Here is a 16,771-nt window from a genome sequence, read left to right on the forward strand (position 1 = left end):
GTCTCATGTCTGTGGAGTCGCTCGCGACGGATCACGCCACTGTGTCCCGGGTCATCCGGTCCCGCCGCAGCATCCGCCACTACCGGCCGGACCCGGTGCCGGCCGCGCTGCTGCGCGAGCTGGTCGAGCTGGCTCTGGAGGCTCCGTCCAGCTTCAACCTGCAGGCCAGGTCCGTCGTCGTGGTGGCGAGCGACGAGGGGCGCAAGGCCCTGGCCGAGGCCACCGGCGGGCAGCCGCATCCTCAAGAGGCGCCGGTGACCCTGGTGTTCGTCGCCGAGTCCGGTGCCTGGCGCGAGGACCGCGGTGATGTCTGGGAGACGGCGCGGCGGGGCGGTGCGTGGTCCGAGCGGTTCGCCGCCGCCTCGCCCGAGGACGCGCGCCTCTTCCACGAGGACCTGCGCGAGCGCGGTCTGGAGCGGGAGTACGCGGTGAAGGACGCCATGATCGCCGCGTCCTTCCTCATGGTCGCGGCCGAGGCCGCGGGCCTGGCCACCAGCCCGATGAACGGCTGGGACGAGGACGCGGTCAAGAAGGCCGTCGGCATCGACGGCCGGGACGACCTGCACATCGCCCTGCTCGTCCCGCTCGGCCACCCGGCCGAGTCCCGCCGCCATCCGGGGCGCCGGGACCGTTCGCTGACCTGCTTCAGCGAGACGTACGGCCGCTGACATCGGCGGGTGCCGGGAACGTGGGGCGTTTCCGGCCGTCCGCGGCACACATATCCACGGCCGACCGAACGGCCGTGACAACAAGGGGGGTTGGTCTTCGTGACCACTGTGAACAAGCTCGTCCAGGTCGCCGGCATCATCGACGCCGCCGAAGCCGACATGATCATCGGGGAGGGCGCGGACTGGATCGGGTTCGCGCTGCGCCTGCCGTCCGGCAAGGACGACATCCCGGAGCAGGACGCCGCCGCCATCATCAAGGGGCTCCAGGCCCCGCACGCCGGTGTCCTGATCAGCTACCTCACCGACGCGGAGGAGATCAGCGCCTTCTGCCACGAACTCGGTGTCGTCGCCGTACAGCTGCACGGTGACGTGGAGACCGGGGAGCTGCGTCGGCTGAAGGAGCTGCGGCCGGAGCTGTTCGTCCTCAAGTCGCTGGTCGTCAAGGCGGACAACGCGGAGGAGCTGCTGCGGCTCGTCGACGAGACGCACCCCTTCGTGGACATGTACATCACCGACACCTTCGACCCGAGGACCGGCGCGAAGGGTGCCACCGGCCTCACGCACGACTGGAACGTCTCCGCCGAGCTGGTCCGCCGTTCGCCCAAGCCGCTGATGATGGCCGGCGGGCTGAACCCGGAGAACGTCGGCGACGCGATCCGCGCCGTCCGGCCCGCCGCCGTGGACGCCCACACCGGCCTGGAGGGCCCCGACGGGCGCAAGGACCGGGCGAAGGTCGCCACGTTCCTCGCCGAGGCCCGGCGCGCCTTCGACGAGATCGGCTGACCGGACCGAAGCCGGACCGAAGCCGGGGCGACCGCAGGACACGGGGGACACCTCCGGCCGCCCCGTCCGCTCCCAGCTCTCCCGTCCCTCCCCTGTTCCCGTCGATCTCACCGGACCCAGAGGAGTCACCCGTGACCACGGGCCACAACGTGCACCTGCTTCCGCAGACCGACCAGCTGCGGGCCATCCACACGATCATCCGCGACCGGGACTGCCCCCGCGAGGACTTCGTCTTCTACTCGCGGCGCGTCATCCGCCTGCTGCTCGAAGCCGGCCTGGACCTGCTGCCGTTCACCAAGAAGGACGTCACCACGCCGGTCGGCACCACCTTCCACGGCCTCGAATTCGCCACGAAGATCTGCGCGGTGCCCGTCATCCGGGCCGGCGAGGCCATGGAGGGCGAGCTGCGCTACGTCCATCCCGGCATCCGGATCGGCAAGATCCTCATTCAGCGCGACAAGCAGACCAAGCTGCCGCACCTCTACTACCAGCACCTTCCGGCGGACATCGCCGAGCGGCACGTACTGCTGCTGGAGCCGATGCTGGCCACCGCCGGCTCCGCGATCGCCGCCATCGACGTGCTGCGGGACGCCGGGGTGCCCGAGAACCACATCATCATGGTCAACTTCCTGTCCTCCCCCGAGGGACTGCGCCGGGTCGCCACCGAGCGGCCGCACGTCAGGATCGTCACCAGCGCGATCGAGGACCGGCTCAACGAGCACGCGTTCATGATCCCCGGCATCGGCGACTTCGGCGACCGGTTCTTCGGCACCACTGATTCTGGAGCCGTCAAGTGAACAGCCAACGCATCGCGGCGACTTCGGCGGTCACCGCGCTCGCCCCCGCCGTCTGGGGCTCCACCTATCTGGTCACCACCGAGTTCCTGCCGCCGGACCGGCCGCTGCTCGCCTCCACGCTGCGCGCGCTGCCCGCCGGCCTGGTCCTGCTGCTGATGACACGGAAGCTGCCCAGCGGCGTGTGGTGGTGGCGGGCCGTCGTCCTCGGTGTGCTGAACATCGGCGCGTTCTTCTACTTCCTGTTCCTGGCCGCCTACCACCTGCCCGGCGGAGTGGCCGCCCTGGTGATGTCCATCCAGCCGATGATCGTGCTGCTGCTCGGCTCGCTGCTGCTGAAGGACCGGATCCGGCCGCTGCACGTCGGCTCCTGTCTGCTCGCCGCCGCGGGCGTCGCCCTGCTGGTGCTGCAGCCGCACGCCGGCCTGGACGGTATCGGTGTGCTGGCCGGACTTCTGGGCGCCCTGTCCATGGCCTCCGGCATCGTGCTCACCAAGAAGTGGGGCCGCCCCGACGACGTCAGCCTCCTCACCTTCACCGGCTGGCAGCTCACCGTCGGCGGCCTGGTCCTGCTGCCCGTCATGCTCGCGAGCGAGGACCTGCCGGACCACCTCACCTGGGGCAACATCGGCGGGTACCTCTACCTCGGCATCATCGGCGCGCTGATCGCCTATGTGCTGTGGTTCCGCGGCCTGTCCCGGCTGCCCGCGCTGGCCGCCTCGTTCCTGTCGTTCGCCTCGCCGCTGTGCGCGACGGTGCTGGGCTACCTCTTCCTCGACGAGACCCTGCGCCCGCTCCAACTGGTCGGCGCCGTCGCCGTCGTGGCTGCCGTCGTCCTCGCCCAGCCGCGCGACCGCAGCAAGCCGCCGGCACCCGTGCCACCCGCGCGCGCCGCCAGCAGAGTCTGAGCGATCTGAGCGACACACCAATCAATCCGGGGGGATCCAACACCACATGAACACCCAGCCACCGATAACCGGCGTGTTCTCCAAGCCCGCGTCGCTGCGCGGCCTGCTCACCCACCAGGCCCGCCTGCGACCCGACGACATCGCCCTCACCACCTCCGAAGGCGATGTCACCTTCCGCCAACTCACGGACAGTGCAGACCGGTTCGGCGCCCACCTGGCCGCGCTCGGCGTCACACCGGACACCTGCGTCGGCCTCTACGCCGAGCCGTCCGCCGACCTGATGACCGGCGTGTGGGGCATCCTCGCCGCCGGTGCCGCCTATCTGCCGCTCTCGCCCGACTACCCCGAAGCCCGGCTCAGATACATGGTCGAGAACTCCGGGGCCCAAGTCGTCGTCACCCAGCCGCACTTGCGCGAGCGCGCCCTCGCCCTCGTCCCCGAGGGCACCACCGTCGTCACCCTCGCCGGCGGCACCGGGCAGCCGACGGCGCCGCTGCCGGACTCGCGCGGCGACCAGCTTGCCTACGTCATCTACACCTCGGGCAGCACCGGCAGGCCCAAGGGCGTGATGATCGAGCAGCGCAGCATCGTCTCCCAGCTGCGCTGGCTGGCCGACTGTGGGCACCTCGGCCCCGGGGCGTCGATCCTGCAGAAGACGCCGATGAGCTTCGACGCCGCGCAGTGGGAGATCCTGGCCTGCGCCGTCGGCGCCCGGGTCGTGATGGGCGGACCGGGGCTCTTCCGCGACCCCGAGGCCATCATCACGACGATCTGCGAGCACCGGGTGACCGCGCTCCAGGGCGTGCCCACCCTGCTCCAGGCGCTCGTCGACACCGAGGAGCTGACCGCCTGCACCTCGCTGACCCGGCTCTTCTCCGGCGGCGAGGCGCTCACCGCCACGCTCGCCAGGGACCTGTTCACGGCGCTGCCCGCGGTGTCCCTGGTCAACCTCTACGGACCGACCGAGACCACGATCAACGCCACCTCGCACTGGGTCGACCCGGAGGTCCTCGACGGGGCGTCCGCCGGGATCCTGCCGGTCGGGGTGCCGGCCGACCACGTGACCTGCTACATCCTCGACGAGAACAGACAGCCGGTCGACATCGGCGAGAGCGGCGAACTGTTCATCGGCGGGGTCCAGTTGGCCCGCGGCTACATCGGCCTGCCCGAGATCACCGCCCAGCGGTTCGTCACCTCGCCGTTCAACCCGACCGAGCGCCTGTACCGCACCGGCGACCTGTGCCAGTGGAACGCGGACGGCACCATCCAGTTCACCGGCCGCAGCGACAACCAGGTCAAACTGCGCGGCTACCGCGTGGAGTTGGAGGAGGTCGCCTCCCGGATCGAGGAGCACACCTGGGTGCGGCGCGCCGCGGCGGTCGTCACCGACGATCCGCGCACCGGGAGCAAGTCCCTTGTGGCGGCAGTGGAGTTGAACGAACGCACCGCCGCAGTGATGGACCAGGGCCGCAATGACGCCGCCCACCACCAGTCGAAGGCCTCGAAGCTCCAGGTGAAGGCGCAGCTCTCCGACCCCGGCGTGCGGAGCGAGGCAGAACTGACGGGCCGTCAAGTCATCCCGCTTCCAGGCAAGTCGGCCACCGCGGAGCAGCGCCGGGAGGCGTTCGCCCGCAAGACCTACCGGTTCTACGACGGCGGACAGGTCACCGCCGACGACGTCCTGGCCTTGCTCGCCCCCCGCCCCCGTACACCGGTCGCGCCGCGCGCGCTCACCGGGCTCACCCTGGAGGAGTTCGGCCAACTCCTGCGCTGGTTCGGCCCGTTCCGCAGCGCGGAGCGACTGCTGCCGAAGTACGCCTACGCCTCACCGGGCGCCCTGTACGCCACCCAGACCTACCTGGAGATCGACGGCCTGTTCGGGCTGTCCGGCGTCTACTACCACCACCCCGCCGACCACACCCTCGTCCGCGTCGGCGACCTCGACGGTCAGCTCACCGGTCCCGTGCTGCGGGTGCACTTCCTGGGCCGTACGCGGGCGATCGAGCCCGTCTACAAGAACAACATCGCGGAGGTGCTGGAGTTCGAGGCCGGCCACATGGTCGGTGTCTTCGAGGAGATCCTGCCCGGGTACGGCCTGACCATCGACCCCGTCGGCCACGACCCGGACGTCACGGCACGGCTCGACCCCGCCGAGGGCGACCGCTACCTCGGCACCTTCGAGATCACCGCCGACCACGGCCGGCCGCGCCCGGACCAGGTGGAGCTGTTCGTGCAGGCGCACGGCGACCGGGTGGCGGGGCTGGCGGAGGGCCTGTACCGGTACCGGGACGGCCAGTTGGACCGGATCGGCGCGGAGACCGTCGAGCGGCGCCATGTCATCGCCATCAACCAGGGCGTGTACGACCGGGCCGCGTTCGGGATCAGCGCCGTCTCCCGGGCCGGCCAGGACTGGCAGCGCTACCTCGTGCTGGGCACGCTGCTGCACCGCCTCCAGCGCGTCCCGGGAATGGGCCTCATGTCCTCCGGCTACTCCTCGAAGACGGGCAACCCGCTGCCGGCCGCCCGCCGCCTGGACGAACTGCTCGCCGCCGCCGGGGTCCCGGCCGCAGGGGCCTCGTACTTCTTCGTCGGCGGCCGGATCAGCGCCGGGCAGGCCGCGCACGAGGGGATGAGCGAGGACGCCGTGCACACCAAGGGCCCCGCGGAGATGATCCGTGACGACCTCGCGCGGTTCCTGCCGGACTACATGATCCCGGCCCGCGTGGTGGTGGTGAACGAACTGCCACTCACCGCCAACGGGAAGATCGACGCCAAGGCCGCGGCCCGGCTGCCGGAGGTGACCGCGCAGCGCACGGCGGCGGTGTACGTGGCACCCGCGACGGCGACCGAACGGTGGCTGGCCGCCGAGTGGGGCCGGATGCTGAAGTACGAGGACGTCTCCACCCAGGACGAGTTCTTCGCCTCGGGCGGCAACTCCCTGCACGCGGTCGCGCTCGTCAACCGGATCAACCGGGAGTTCGACACCGCTCTCCCGCTCCAGGTCGTCTTCGAGTCCCCGCGGCTGGCCGACCTCGCCGCCCGCGTCGACGACGGCACCCCCGCGCGCGTCTCCCGCCTGGTGCCGCTGCACACCGCGGGCGCCGAGTCCCCGGTGTACTGCTGGCCCGGCCTCGGCGGCTACCCGATGAACCTGCGGCTGCTCGCCCAGGGCGTGGACCTGGACCGTCCGGTGACCGGCGTCCAGGCCCACGGCATAAACCCGGGCGAAGCGCCGTACGGCTCGATCCGGGAGATGGCCATGGCGGACGTGGCGGAGATCCGCCGGGTCCAGCCGTCCGGGCCGTACACGCTGTGGGGGTACTCCTTCGGCGCCCGGGTGGCCTTCGAGGCGGCCTGGCAGCTGGAGCAGTTCGGCGAGAAGGTCGAGAACCTGCTGCTGATCTGCCCCGGCAACCCCGAGGTGCGTACGGAGGACGGCCGGCGGTGGGGCCGCGAGGCCTCGTTCGCCAACCCGGCCTACGTCGCCATCCTGTTCTCCGTCTTCGCCGGCACCGCGCACGGCCCGGTCGTGCAGGCCTGCCTGCGTGAGGTCACGGACGAGGACTCCTTCGTGGCCTTCGTCCACGACCGGCTCCCCGCCCTCGATGAAGGAACGATTCTCCGCATCACCCGGATCGTCGCCGCGACCTACGAGTTCGAGTACAGCTTCCGTGAGCTCCGGGAGCGCCGGATCGAGGCGCCGGTCACGGTCTTCAAGGCCCGCGGCGACGACTACTCCTTCCTGGAGAACAGCTCCGGCTACTCCGCCCAGCCGCCCACCGTCGTCGACCTCGACGGCGACCACTACGGGGTGCTGAAGAAGCACGGGGTGGACGAACTCATTGGCCGCATACGGCAAGTGACGGTCCGTCAATAAATCCCTCAGTGAGAGAGGAATGCGGTCGTGCCGCACATCAGCATCAAGCACTTCCCCCGCGCGTTCACCGAGGCCGAGAAGGCCGACCTGGTCGCCGCGCTGACCGAGACCGTCACCCGGGTCTTCGGCACGGACGCGGGTGCGGTGTCCCTCGCCGTGGAGCCCGTCGAGCCGGTGGTGTGGATGGAGCGCGTCCACGGGCCCGAGATCGAGGCCAGGCCCCACCTGCTGTGGAAGCAGCCGAACTACTCCCAGCCCATCCCTACCGAAGGAACCCGATGACCGCCCGCATCCCGATCGTCCACTCCGAAGAGGTCCGCGAGGCCCTGCACGAGGGCCGGCCGGTCGTCGCGCTGGAGTCCAACGTCATCACCCACGGCCTGAAGTACCCGCAGAACGCGGAGACCGCGTACGAGGTCGAGGCAGCCGTCCGCAAGGGCGGCTCCGTGCCGGCGACCATCTGCGTCGAGGACGGCGCGATCCGGGTCGGCATGACCGAGCAGGACATCGAACGGTTCGCGTCCGGCACCGGCATCCCCAAGGTCTCCAGCCGCGATCTGCCCGTGGTGCTCGCCCGCCGCGGTCCCGGCGCGACCACCGTCGCGTCCTCGCTGGTCGCCGCCGAACTGGCCAGCATCCCCTTCTTCGCCTCCGCCGGCCTCGGCGGTGTCCACCGGGGCGCCGAGACCACCATGGACATCTCCTCGGACCTGATCCAGCTCACCCGCTCCAAGGTCGCGGTCGTCTGCGCCGGCGCGAAGATGATCCTCGACCTGAAGCTGACCATGGAGTACCTGGAGACGCAGTGCGTCCCGGTGATCTCCCACGGTTCCGACGACTTCCCCGCGTTCTACTGCGCCTCCAGCGGCGTCCGCTCCCCGCACCGCATCGACGACGAGGACCTGATCGCCGAGGTCGTCGCCACCCACTGGGCCACCGGCCACCCCGGCGGGATCGTCCTCACCACTCCGCCCCGGGCCGAGGACGCGGTCGACCCCGCCGAGGCCGAGGCGGCCATCCAGGACGCCCTGGCCCGCGCCGAGTCGGACGGCGTCACCGGCCAGGGCCTCACCAAGTACCTGATGCACGCGGTCGACCGGGCCACCGGCGGCCGTACCGCGCAGGCCAACATGGCCGTCCTCATCTCCACCGCCGAGGTGGGCGGGCGGCTGGCGGCGGCTTACGCGCGCCGCGCGGCCGAGGGTTCCTGACCGCAGTATCCCCGCGGCCCCCATCCGTGCCGTTCCCCCGGGGGCCCCGAGCCGGACCCCCGCTCCTCAAACGCCGCAGGGGCCGGGTTCCTCAGCCCGCCCGCGTGGCTCGCCCACGGCTACCCGCCCGTCCGCGGCCACCCGCCCGTATCACCGCACGCATTCACCCACTTCACCCACTTCACCCACTTCACCCGCAAAGGATGACCATGACCTCGCTGTTCGACTCCGTGACCTTCGGCAAGATCTCCCTCGGCAACCGGCTCGTGATGGCCCCCATGACCCGCAACCGGGCCAAGTCCTGTGGCGGCGCGACCGAGTTGATGGCCGAGTACTACGCCCAGCGCGCCTCGGCCGGGCTCATCGTCACCGAGGGCACCCAGCCCTCCCAGGTCGGCCAGGGCTTCCTCAACACCCCCGGACTGCACCACCCCGAGCAGGTCAGGACCTGGCGCACCGTCACCGACGCCGTGCACGCGGCGGGCGGCCGGATCGTCGTACAGCTGATGCACTCGGGCCGGATCGGCCACCCGTCGCTGTACGACAGCGCCCACCAGCCCGTCGCCCCCTCCGCGATCCCGGCCGCCGGGCAGTGCTTCACGCCGTCCGGAATGCAGGAGTACCCGGTCCCGCACGAGCTCACGACCGACGAAATCGCCGCCACCGTAAGGGACTTCGCGGACGCCGCGCGCAACGCGGTCGAGGCCGGCTTCGACGGCGTCCAGGTCCACGCCGGCAACGGCTTCCTCCTCCACCAGTTCCTCGCCGCCAACACCAACCACCGCACCGACGGCTACGGCGGCTCCGTCGCGAACCGCGTCCGCCTCACGGTGGAGGTCACCGAGGCGGTCGCCGCGGCGATCGGCAACGAGCGCACCAGCGTGCGCCTCTCGCCCGCGAACACCTACAACGACATCGCGGAGGGCGACACCGAGGCCCTGTACGCGGCCCTCGTCCCGGCCCTCCCGGAGCTGGCCTTCCTGGAGGTCTGCGAGATCGTCGCCCGTCCCGTCACCCGGCTCGTCCGCGAGCTGTGGGCCGGCAACCTGGTGGTGAACCCGCACGCCACCGGCGACTCCTTCCCCGCCTCGGTGGACGCCGCCCAGCAGGTCCTCGACGAGGGCCTGGCCGACGCGGTCTCGCTCGGCGCCCTGTTCCTGGCCAACCCCGACCTGCCCGCCCGCATCAAGTCCGGCGGCCCCTTCGCGCAGCCCGACGAGTCGACGTACTACGGCGGCGACCACCGGGGTTACACCGACTACCCCGTGCTCGGCCAGTGAGCTCCATGAGCTCCACGAGTTCTATGAGCCCCATGAGTTCCACGAGCCCCATGAGTTCCCTGGTCCGTGGCGCCCGGCGCGAGCTGCTGCTCTTCTCCGGACGGGCCCACCCCGAACTCGCCGACCGGATCGCCCGGGAACTGGGCACCGGCCTGGTGCCGGCCCAGGCGCGGGACTTCGCCAACGGCGAGATCTACGTCCGCTTCGAGCAGTCGGTACGCGGCGCGGACTGCTTCGTCGTCCAGTCCCACACGGCACCGATCAACACGTGGATCATGGAACAGCTCATCATGATCGACGCGCTGAAACGTGCCTCGGCCCGCAGCGTCACGGTCGTCGCCCCGTTCTACGGCTACTCGCGCCAGGACAAGAAACACAAGGGCCGCGAGCCCATCTCGGCGCGGCTGGTGGCCGACCTGCTCACGGCCGCGGGCGCGGACCGGGTCATCACGATCGATCTGCACACCGACCAGATCGTGGGCTTCTTCGACGGCCCGGTGGACCACCTCTTCGCGCTGCCCACGCTCGCGGACCACATCGCCGCGGGCACCGACCGCGACCGCCTCACGGTGGTCTCGCCGGACGCGGGCCGCGTACGGGTCGCCGACCGCTGGTGCGACCGGCTGGGGGCGCCCCTGGCCATCGTCCACAAGAAGCGCGACAAGGACATCGCCCACCAGGTCAGCGTCCACGAGGTGGTCGGCGAGGTGGCCGGGCGGGTCTGCGTCCTGGTGGACGACATGGTCGACACGGCGGGCACGATCTGCGCCGCCGCCGACGCGCTGTACGCGAGCGGCGCCGAGGACGTCATCGTGGCGGCCACCCACGGCATCCTCTCCGGCCCCGCCGTGGACCGCCTCAAGAACTCCCGCGTCACCCGCTTCGTCTTCACCGACACCCTCCCGACCGCCGCGTCCACCGGCCTCGACAAGGTCGAGGTCCTCTCCGTCGCCCCGCTGATCGCCCACGCGATCCGCGAGATCTTCGAGAACGGCTCGGTGACGAGCCTGATGGACGAGCTGTAGGGGCACGCGTCAGTCCTGCCCACCCTTCTCATCCAGCCCATCCAACTCATCAAGGAGTACGGCGAGTTCGGCGGGCCACACGGTCTCCGTCGTGGTCCGCAGTTCCTCCCGGGTCCACCACCGCCAGGCGCGGATGCCCTCCTCGGCGTGGGTGGCGGTGAGGTGGGCGCCGGTGGGTTCGCGGTGGGGGGCGTGGGTGACGTAGATGCGTTCGTGCTGGTGGGTCGGGGTGCCGGCGAAGGTGAGGTCGACCTCTCTGGTGCTGAGCAGGGGGCCGGGTTCCAGGTCGGTCCAGCCGGTTTCCTCTTTCAGTTCGCGCAGGGCTGCCTCGCGTGGGGTCTCGTCGGCTTCGAGGCCGCCGCCGGGGAGGGCCCAGAAGGTGCCGCCGGTCTCGGCGTCGTCGTAGCGGAAGAGGAAGACGGCGCCGGTGGGGTCGAGTACCGCGATGCGGGCGGAGTGGCGGGTTCTGCGGAGCCGCTTGCGCAACACCGTGCAGGGGCGGCCGAGTTGGCGGTCCCTGCGTTGGTCGATGACCTCGTAGCCGAGGGTGGTCCAGAAGGCGAGGGCCTGGGGGTTGTTGTCAAGGACGGCCAGACGTACGGCGGTTCGGCCGGCCGTACGGAAGCGGTCCTCGACGAGGGACGCCAACTGTCGTCCGTGGCCCTGCTGTTGCTGGGTGGCGTCGATCATCAGCAGGCCGATCCAGGGGTCGTCGTCGTCCGGATCCGGATGCCGCCCGAGGGTGATCGCGATCCCGACGAGCCGCCCCGCACTGCGGGCGAGTAGGACTTCCGTGTTCGGATCGGCCAACTCGTCCGCCAGCGCGGTCGCCACCTGCTCGGGCCGGATGTCCTCCGGGTCCGGGAAGTCGCCGCTGAGGGCGTGGAACGCGTGGTTGGAGGCGTAGAGGGCGGCGAGCTCGGTCAGCAGCTCACCGGGGAGTGCACCGGCCTCGGTCGACGTGAGCGGTTCGAGGAACATGGGGGCACGCTAGCGCTGTGACCGCGCAGGTTCGGCCGGGTCGGTGGTCGTGGCGGTCGGATGTGCGGTGGCATCCGCTGCCGGGCTCTGACCGCGCACCCGGCCGACCCGGCTCCGCCAGGAGCCGTTTTCCGCCACGAAGCGCAGGTACCGTTCCGCGGAACGCTGGACCGAGGCCGCCCCGTCGGCGCTGCCCACCCGCCCCGAGAACGCCCCGTAGATGCGCTCGAAGGCGAACGGTTCGACGAGTGCGAGCGGCTGACGGCGATCGCGCTGATCCCACCCAGATCCTCGATTTCGGCGGCAAGGTCGTCATCGAGGTAACCCACGCAGTCCCACAGCACGTTGCCGGACGGTGAGCGGATCAGCAGCGCGCGCTGGCCCACGGCACCGCACCCACCCCGATCACACCGGGTCCCTCCTCATCAAGCCGACCGCGACGGCCCCCGGCGCGCAACTCGGCCAGCGTCGTCCACTGTTGGCCGTCCCAACCGACGTACTGCCGTTCGTCCAGGCAGATCGGGCAATCAGCGCGCGGTGCCCCGTACTGCACGCCGCACGTGCTGGGACGGCGCCCAGTCCGCGCCCAACGAGCGCACCGCTTCTTCCCGTTCGGGACGCAGATCGGAAACGGTCACCGTGTGACCCGCCGAAACGAAGCGTCCGCACAGAGGTGTCCCCATTCGGCCGGCACCGACGAGGGCAACGCGCGAGGGCAAGGGCACAGGAACACCGCCATGCAGTAGTCGTGTCTGTCGTTTCCCTCCGGCGGGCCTCAGCTGCCGACGGGGCCGGTGTACGTGCCGGGATGCGTGGCGCCGTCCTGGAGCAGGACGCTGCCGCCCGGCCAGGCCAGGGTGGCCGAGGTGGTCTCGTTCGGCGGCGTGACGACGACGGACGTGGCCTTGAACTCGGTGCCGCTGCCCTGGGTCCACGGCAGGAAGGTGATGGTGAATGCCGCGCTGCTGCCGGCGGCCAGGGTGACCTTCTGGGACGTTGCACTGCTGCGGGTCAGGGACCAGCTTCCCCCGGAGGACTTCAGGTCGACCCCGGGGAAGCCCTGGATGGTGCACGCGGCCGACGTCTTGTTCTTCAGGACCACGGCCAAGTGCTGCTGGTCGTCCGAGCTGTTGACCTTGCCGTCGCCGGAGCCGAACGAGAAGCCCAGCCCGGCGGTGTGACAACGGCCGGTGCTGGTGCCGCTGCCGCCACTGCTGCCTGTGCCCGCACCGCCACCGGTGCTGCTGCCACTTCCGCTGGTACCGCTGCCCGCGGCTTCGGTGGCACCCGCGTTCTCGGCCGTGGCCGAGGACGAGGAAGCCGGTGCGGACGACTGGTCGCCCGAGGCGTCGTCGCCGCTGCCGTTCCCACAGGCGGTGAGCGCCAGGGCGAGCGCGGACGTGGCGGCGAGTGCCGTGGCGGCGTGGAGCAGACGCATCGTGGTGCTTCTCCGTTGGATAAGGGGCGCCGACGAGCGCCGTGTTGATCACCACAGTAGGTGGTTGTTTTCAACAGACCTGTAACCAAGGTGTTCTGACGTCGCATCAGGCCCCAGGGCGCGCCCGGAATGCCGTGCCCCGTCCGGGAATGGCCCCGCTGGGGCTCTCCCCCGAGTGGAAAGAAGCGGATCTTGGCCGGATTGTGGTCCCGCTTACCGGAACGGAATGTTCAGCCAGGGACTCCCAGGATCGGACGTCAGGATCCGGTGCGCGGCCACCATGTCCTGGTACCAGGGGCCGAACTCCTCCTCGTCGAAGTGGAGGCAGCGGCCGAGGATGTAGCCGGCGGAGTAGTCCTGCCATGAGCGGTGGGCGAGGGTGGCGGCGCGGCCCGCGCGGACCAGGGCCGACTCGGTCTCCGCGAGGGTGCAGAAGCGGGCGCCGAGTCCCCAGCGGGCCATCTTCGAGGCGCGGCCCAGGTCCCAGGCCTCGACGGAGGTGACATGGCGGTTCTCGTCGAGGATGCCGTCGGCCCGCATCCGGGCCTCGTAGCGGGTGATGCGGCCGATGAGGCGCTGGACGCCCTCGATGCGGGCCTCGGTCTCGGAGGCGGGGCGCGGGTCCGTCTTCGTGACCCCGTCCTCCGTGATGACCGTGGTGCCTTCGGAGTCGGCGCGGATGACGGTGGCGACAGCCTGGCGCCAGTAGCCGGTGTCGACGTGGCCGCCGAAGTCACGGGCGATGGTGCGGCGCAGGCTGAGCGCGAACTCCCATACGGAGCTGGAGGCTTCGCGGGCCAGCAGGTTGCGCAGGTGGTGCTGCCATTCGGCGCGGGTGGTGATGCCCCACCATTCGCGCAGCCGCCGGCGCTCACCGTCGTAGCCGCTGCCGTGCCAGGCCGGCGCGTTCCACAGGGAGCCGTTGCTGACGCAGAGGAGGGCTCCGCAGGCCAGGCCGTGGGCGACGGGGCCGTGCAGCGCGCCGCCGACGTGCAGGGCGCGCAGCCGCATGCCGGTGGCGGGGGCGCCTGCGTGTGCGGCCGCGCGTGACCAGTCCGTCGTGCCCGGGGGGCCGTAGGGGAGGGCGAGTTCGCAGGGGGTGCCGGGGTTGACGACGAGGGTGGGCGGGCACTGCGGGTTCCAGGCGTCGGCTATCCGGCGCAGCGAGGCGCGCGAGTAGACCATGTCGGTGCGGGGTGCGGGGAGCATGCCGTCGGTGAACAGTTCCCAGTGCCTGGTGCCGCGTCGGACGTCGCGGATGAACACCCGGTGCACACGGTCGGGTTGGGCGTCGTAGGCCTCGCGGGACATCTCGTAGTAGAGGTGGGTCCGGGCCAGTACGTCGTAGTACGCGGACCAGTCGCCGCGCGCCCTGGCCCCGGCGAGGGCCCGCTCGGTCTCGGTCGGCGGGATCCAGGCGGGCGGACCGGCGGGCGGGGGAGGCCCGAAACCGGCGGAGGGCGGTCCGAACGACATGGGTGCTCTGTCCTTCCAGGGTCCAGCCGCTGCTGACCCCGGCACACTCCCACACGGGTCTGAGACACCCCTGTGGACCCCCGGAAACGCCCTTCCCCGTGCCCGAGGCCCCCGGCCGCGGTCACGCGGTCAGGGGCCTCGCACAGCGCACTGCGGGCGGGTCGTCCGTCAGACGTTCACACCGAAGTCCTGGGCGATGCCGACCAGGCCCGAGGCGTAACCCTGGCCCACCGCGCGGAACTTCCATTCCGCGCCGTTGCGGTACAGCTCGCCGAAGACCATCGCCGTCTCCGTCGCCGCGTCCTCGGAGAGGTCGTAGCGGGCGATCTCCGCGCCGCCCGCCTGGTTCACGATGCGGATGTACGCGTTGCGGACCTGGCCGAAGTTCTGCGAGCGGGTCTCCGCGTCGTAGATCGAGACCGGGAAGACGATCTTGTCGATGTCGGCCGGGAGGCCGGCCAGGTTGACGTTGATCGCCTCGTCGTCGCCCGCGCCCTCGCCCGTGCGGTTGTCGCCGGTGTGGACGATGGTCTGGTCCGGGGTCGACTTGTTGTTGAAGAAGATGAAGTGGCCCTCCGAGTACACCTTGCCCTCGGGGTTGACCGCGATCGCCGAGGCGTCGAGGTCGAAGTCCGTGCCGGTGGTGGTGCGGACGTCCCAGCCGAGGCCTACGGTGACGGCGGTCAGGCCCGGGGCCTCCTTGGTGAGCGAGACGTTGCCACCCTTGGACAGGCTTACAGCCATTGTTGGGAGTCCTTCCCTCGTTGCGGTGCGGGCTTCGTACTGAGGACGAAGCTACCGGTACCTGTATGAACGCCAAGAGGGGTATCGAAGGTTCCACGTGGCTTTACTTTCTTTACCCACGGCGTCCGGCCGTATTTCGCGTGACGTGGACGGGACGGCTGAGCGACCATGGGGGACATGTCCGGTCCCTATGCCATCCGCGGCTCCGTCTCCCTGCCCGAGGCCGAGCTCATGTGGCGTTTCTCGCGGTCGTCGGGGCCGGGCGGGCAGCACGTCAACACCAGCGACTCCCAGGTGGAGTTGCGGTTCGACCTGGCGAAGACCGAGGCCCTGCCCGAGGTGTGGAAGGCCCGCGCGCTGGAGCGCCTCGCCTCCCGGCTCGTCGACGGCGTCGTGACCGTACGGTCCTCCGAGCACCGCTCCCAGTGGCGCAACCGCGAGACCGCCGCCGTACGCCTCGCCGCGCTCCTAGCCGAGGCCACCGCGCCGCCACCGAAGCCGCGCCGGCCCACCCGGATTCCCCGGGGTATCAACGAGCGCCGGCTGCGCGAGAAGAAGGCGCGCTCCGACACGAAGCGGGGGCGGACCGGACGCGACTGGGGGTAGTCCCGGCACCGGTTGTCACATCCTCGGCGGGTGTTGTCACATCCTCGGCCCGTGCTCCGTCGTACCGGTGACGACGGACCGCGACGAGGAGTGTTCACCCGTGGGCGACTTCGAATTCCCCCGACAATTCACCCGACGACAGGACGGTGAATTTCTCGCCGCCCGATTCGAATCCCACCGCCCCCGCCTCCGCGCCGTCGCGCACCGCATGCTCGGCTCGGCCGCCGAGGCCGACGACGCCGTGCAGGAGGCCTGGGTCCGGCTGAGCCGCACGGACGCGGAAAAGGTGGAGAACCTCGCGGGCTGGCTCACGACCGTCGTCGGCCGGGTCTGCCTCGACATGCTCCGGTCCCGCACCTCCCGCGCCGAGGAACCCCTCGACCTCGGCGCCCCGGTCCCGGCCGCCGCGCCCACCCCCGAACAGGACGCCCTCCTCGCCGACTCGGTCGGCGCCGCGCTCCTGGTCGTACTGGAGACCCTGACGCCCGCCGAACGGCTCGCGTTCGTGCTGCACGACCTGTTCGCGGTGCCGTTCGAGGAGATCGCGTCCATCGTCGGGCGTACGCCCACGGCGGCACGGCAGTTGGCGAGCCGGGCCCGGCGACGGGTGCGGGGGGCGCCCGCGCCGGACGGGGATCCGGCGCGGCAGCGGGTGGTCGCCGACGCGTTTCTCGCCGCCGTGCGCGAGGGCGACTTCGACGCGCTGGTGAAGGTGCTCGACCCGGACGTGGTCGCGCGCTCCGGGGACACGGTGACCGCGGGTGCCGCCGCGGTGGCGTCCGGCGCGACGAGCTTCGCGCACTTCGCCGCCCTCGCCCGGCCCGCCCTGGTGGACGGCGCCACCGGTATCGCCCTGCTCGTCGACGGCCGCCCCGTGCGCACCCTCGCTTTCACGTTCGTCGGCGACCGCATCGCCGCGATCGACATCGTGACGGACGCGGAGAAGGTGGCGCTGCTCGACGTACAGCTGGTCTGAGGCG

Annotated in this window: 16 protein-coding genes; 11 read left to right on the top strand and 5 right to left on the bottom strand. The window is 71.1% G+C overall.

Features of this window, described 5'->3' with window-relative positions:
- The first annotated feature begins 5 nt into the window (after nucleotides 1–5).
- From ACWDEW_RS24285 to ACWDEW_RS24325, 9 genes are all read left to right on the top strand, one after another.
- A complete protein-coding gene (locus tag ACWDEW_RS24285; protein ID WP_450515021.1) occupies nucleotides 6–668 on the top strand; it encodes a nitroreductase family protein in 663 nt (220 codons plus the stop codon).
- Between the two features lie 99 nt (nucleotides 669–767).
- The gene (locus ACWDEW_RS24290; RefSeq protein ID WP_450515022.1) at nucleotides 768–1,451 is read left to right on the top strand and encodes a phosphoribosylanthranilate isomerase; all 684 of its coding nucleotides are present in this window, start codon (nucleotides 768–770) and stop codon (nucleotides 1,449–1,451) included.
- Between the two features lie 131 nt (nucleotides 1,452–1,582).
- Nucleotides 1,583–2,248: a uracil phosphoribosyltransferase gene (upp, locus tag ACWDEW_RS24295; protein ID WP_450515023.1), complete on the top strand. Its 666-nt coding sequence runs from the start codon at nucleotides 1,583–1,585 to the stop codon at nucleotides 2,246–2,248.
- Entirely contained in the window at nucleotides 2,245–3,153 is a 909-nt protein-coding gene (locus ACWDEW_RS24300) for an EamA family transporter (protein WP_450515024.1), read from the top strand. Before upp ends, ACWDEW_RS24300 begins: the two co-directional genes overlap by 4 nt.
- A gap of 46 nt (nucleotides 3,154–3,199) precedes the next feature.
- Nucleotides 3,200–7,030: a non-ribosomal peptide synthetase family protein gene (locus ACWDEW_RS24305; protein WP_450515025.1), complete on the top strand. Its 3,831-nt coding sequence runs from the start codon at nucleotides 3,200–3,202 to the stop codon at nucleotides 7,028–7,030.
- Nucleotides 7,031–7,057: 27 nt separating this feature from the next.
- Nucleotides 7,058–7,312: a tautomerase family protein gene (locus ACWDEW_RS24310; protein WP_450515026.1), complete on the top strand. Its 255-nt coding sequence runs from the start codon at nucleotides 7,058–7,060 to the stop codon at nucleotides 7,310–7,312.
- Nucleotides 7,309–8,241: a pseudouridine-5'-phosphate glycosidase gene (locus ACWDEW_RS24315; RefSeq protein WP_450515027.1), complete on the top strand. Its 933-nt coding sequence runs from the start codon at nucleotides 7,309–7,311 to the stop codon at nucleotides 8,239–8,241. The genes ACWDEW_RS24310 and ACWDEW_RS24315 overlap by 4 nt, the downstream gene beginning before the upstream one ends.
- A 209-nt stretch (nucleotides 8,242–8,450) precedes the next feature.
- Entirely contained in the window at nucleotides 8,451–9,521 is a 1,071-nt protein-coding gene (locus ACWDEW_RS24320) for an alkene reductase (RefSeq protein ID WP_450515028.1), read from the top strand.
- A gap of 50 nt (nucleotides 9,522–9,571) precedes the next feature.
- The gene (locus tag ACWDEW_RS24325) at nucleotides 9,572–10,546 is read left to right on the top strand and encodes a ribose-phosphate diphosphokinase (protein ID WP_450515075.1); all 975 of its coding nucleotides are present in this window, start codon (nucleotides 9,572–9,574) and stop codon (nucleotides 10,544–10,546) included.
- 9 nt (nucleotides 10,547–10,555) lie between these two features.
- Here ACWDEW_RS24325 and ACWDEW_RS24330 read toward each other — a convergent pair whose 3' ends face one another.
- The 5 genes from ACWDEW_RS24330 to ACWDEW_RS24350 form a co-directional block, all read right to left on the bottom strand.
- Nucleotides 10,556–11,527, bottom strand: coding sequence for a GNAT family N-acetyltransferase (locus ACWDEW_RS24330; RefSeq protein ID WP_450515029.1), 972 nt, complete (start codon nucleotides 11,525–11,527; stop codon nucleotides 10,556–10,558).
- Between the two features lie 527 nt (nucleotides 11,528–12,054).
- The gene (locus tag ACWDEW_RS24335; RefSeq protein WP_450515030.1) at nucleotides 12,055–12,252 is read right to left on the bottom strand and encodes an NAD(P)-binding domain-containing protein; all 198 of its coding nucleotides are present in this window, start codon (nucleotides 12,250–12,252) and stop codon (nucleotides 12,055–12,057) included.
- Nucleotides 12,253–12,302: 50 nt separating this feature from the next.
- Entirely contained in the window at nucleotides 12,303–12,965 is a 663-nt protein-coding gene (locus ACWDEW_RS24340) for a DUF4232 domain-containing protein (RefSeq protein ID WP_450515031.1), read from the bottom strand.
- 213 nt (nucleotides 12,966–13,178) lie between these two features.
- Entirely contained in the window at nucleotides 13,179–14,441 is a 1,263-nt protein-coding gene (locus ACWDEW_RS24345) for a DUF1266 domain-containing protein (RefSeq protein ID WP_450515032.1), read from the bottom strand.
- A 168-nt stretch (nucleotides 14,442–14,609) separates the two neighbouring features.
- A complete protein-coding gene (locus tag ACWDEW_RS24350; RefSeq protein ID WP_019072463.1) occupies nucleotides 14,610–15,185 on the bottom strand; it encodes a TerD family protein in 576 nt (191 codons plus the stop codon).
- 168 nt (nucleotides 15,186–15,353) lie between these two features.
- On the opposite strand from ACWDEW_RS24350, the gene arfB reads away from it, so the two are divergent.
- Together arfB and ACWDEW_RS24360 are read left to right on the top strand one after the other, a co-directional pair.
- The gene (arfB, locus tag ACWDEW_RS24355; RefSeq protein WP_450515033.1) at nucleotides 15,354–15,791 is read left to right on the top strand and encodes an alternative ribosome rescue aminoacyl-tRNA hydrolase ArfB; all 438 of its coding nucleotides are present in this window, start codon (nucleotides 15,354–15,356) and stop codon (nucleotides 15,789–15,791) included.
- Nucleotides 15,792–15,891: 100 nt separating this feature from the next.
- Entirely contained in the window at nucleotides 15,892–16,767 is an 876-nt protein-coding gene (locus tag ACWDEW_RS24360; protein WP_450515034.1) for a sigma-70 family RNA polymerase sigma factor, read from the top strand.
- The last annotated feature ends 4 nt before the right edge of the window (nucleotides 16,768–16,771 follow it).

The sequence above is a fragment of the Streptomyces sp. NPDC001100 genome (assembly GCF_053598575.1).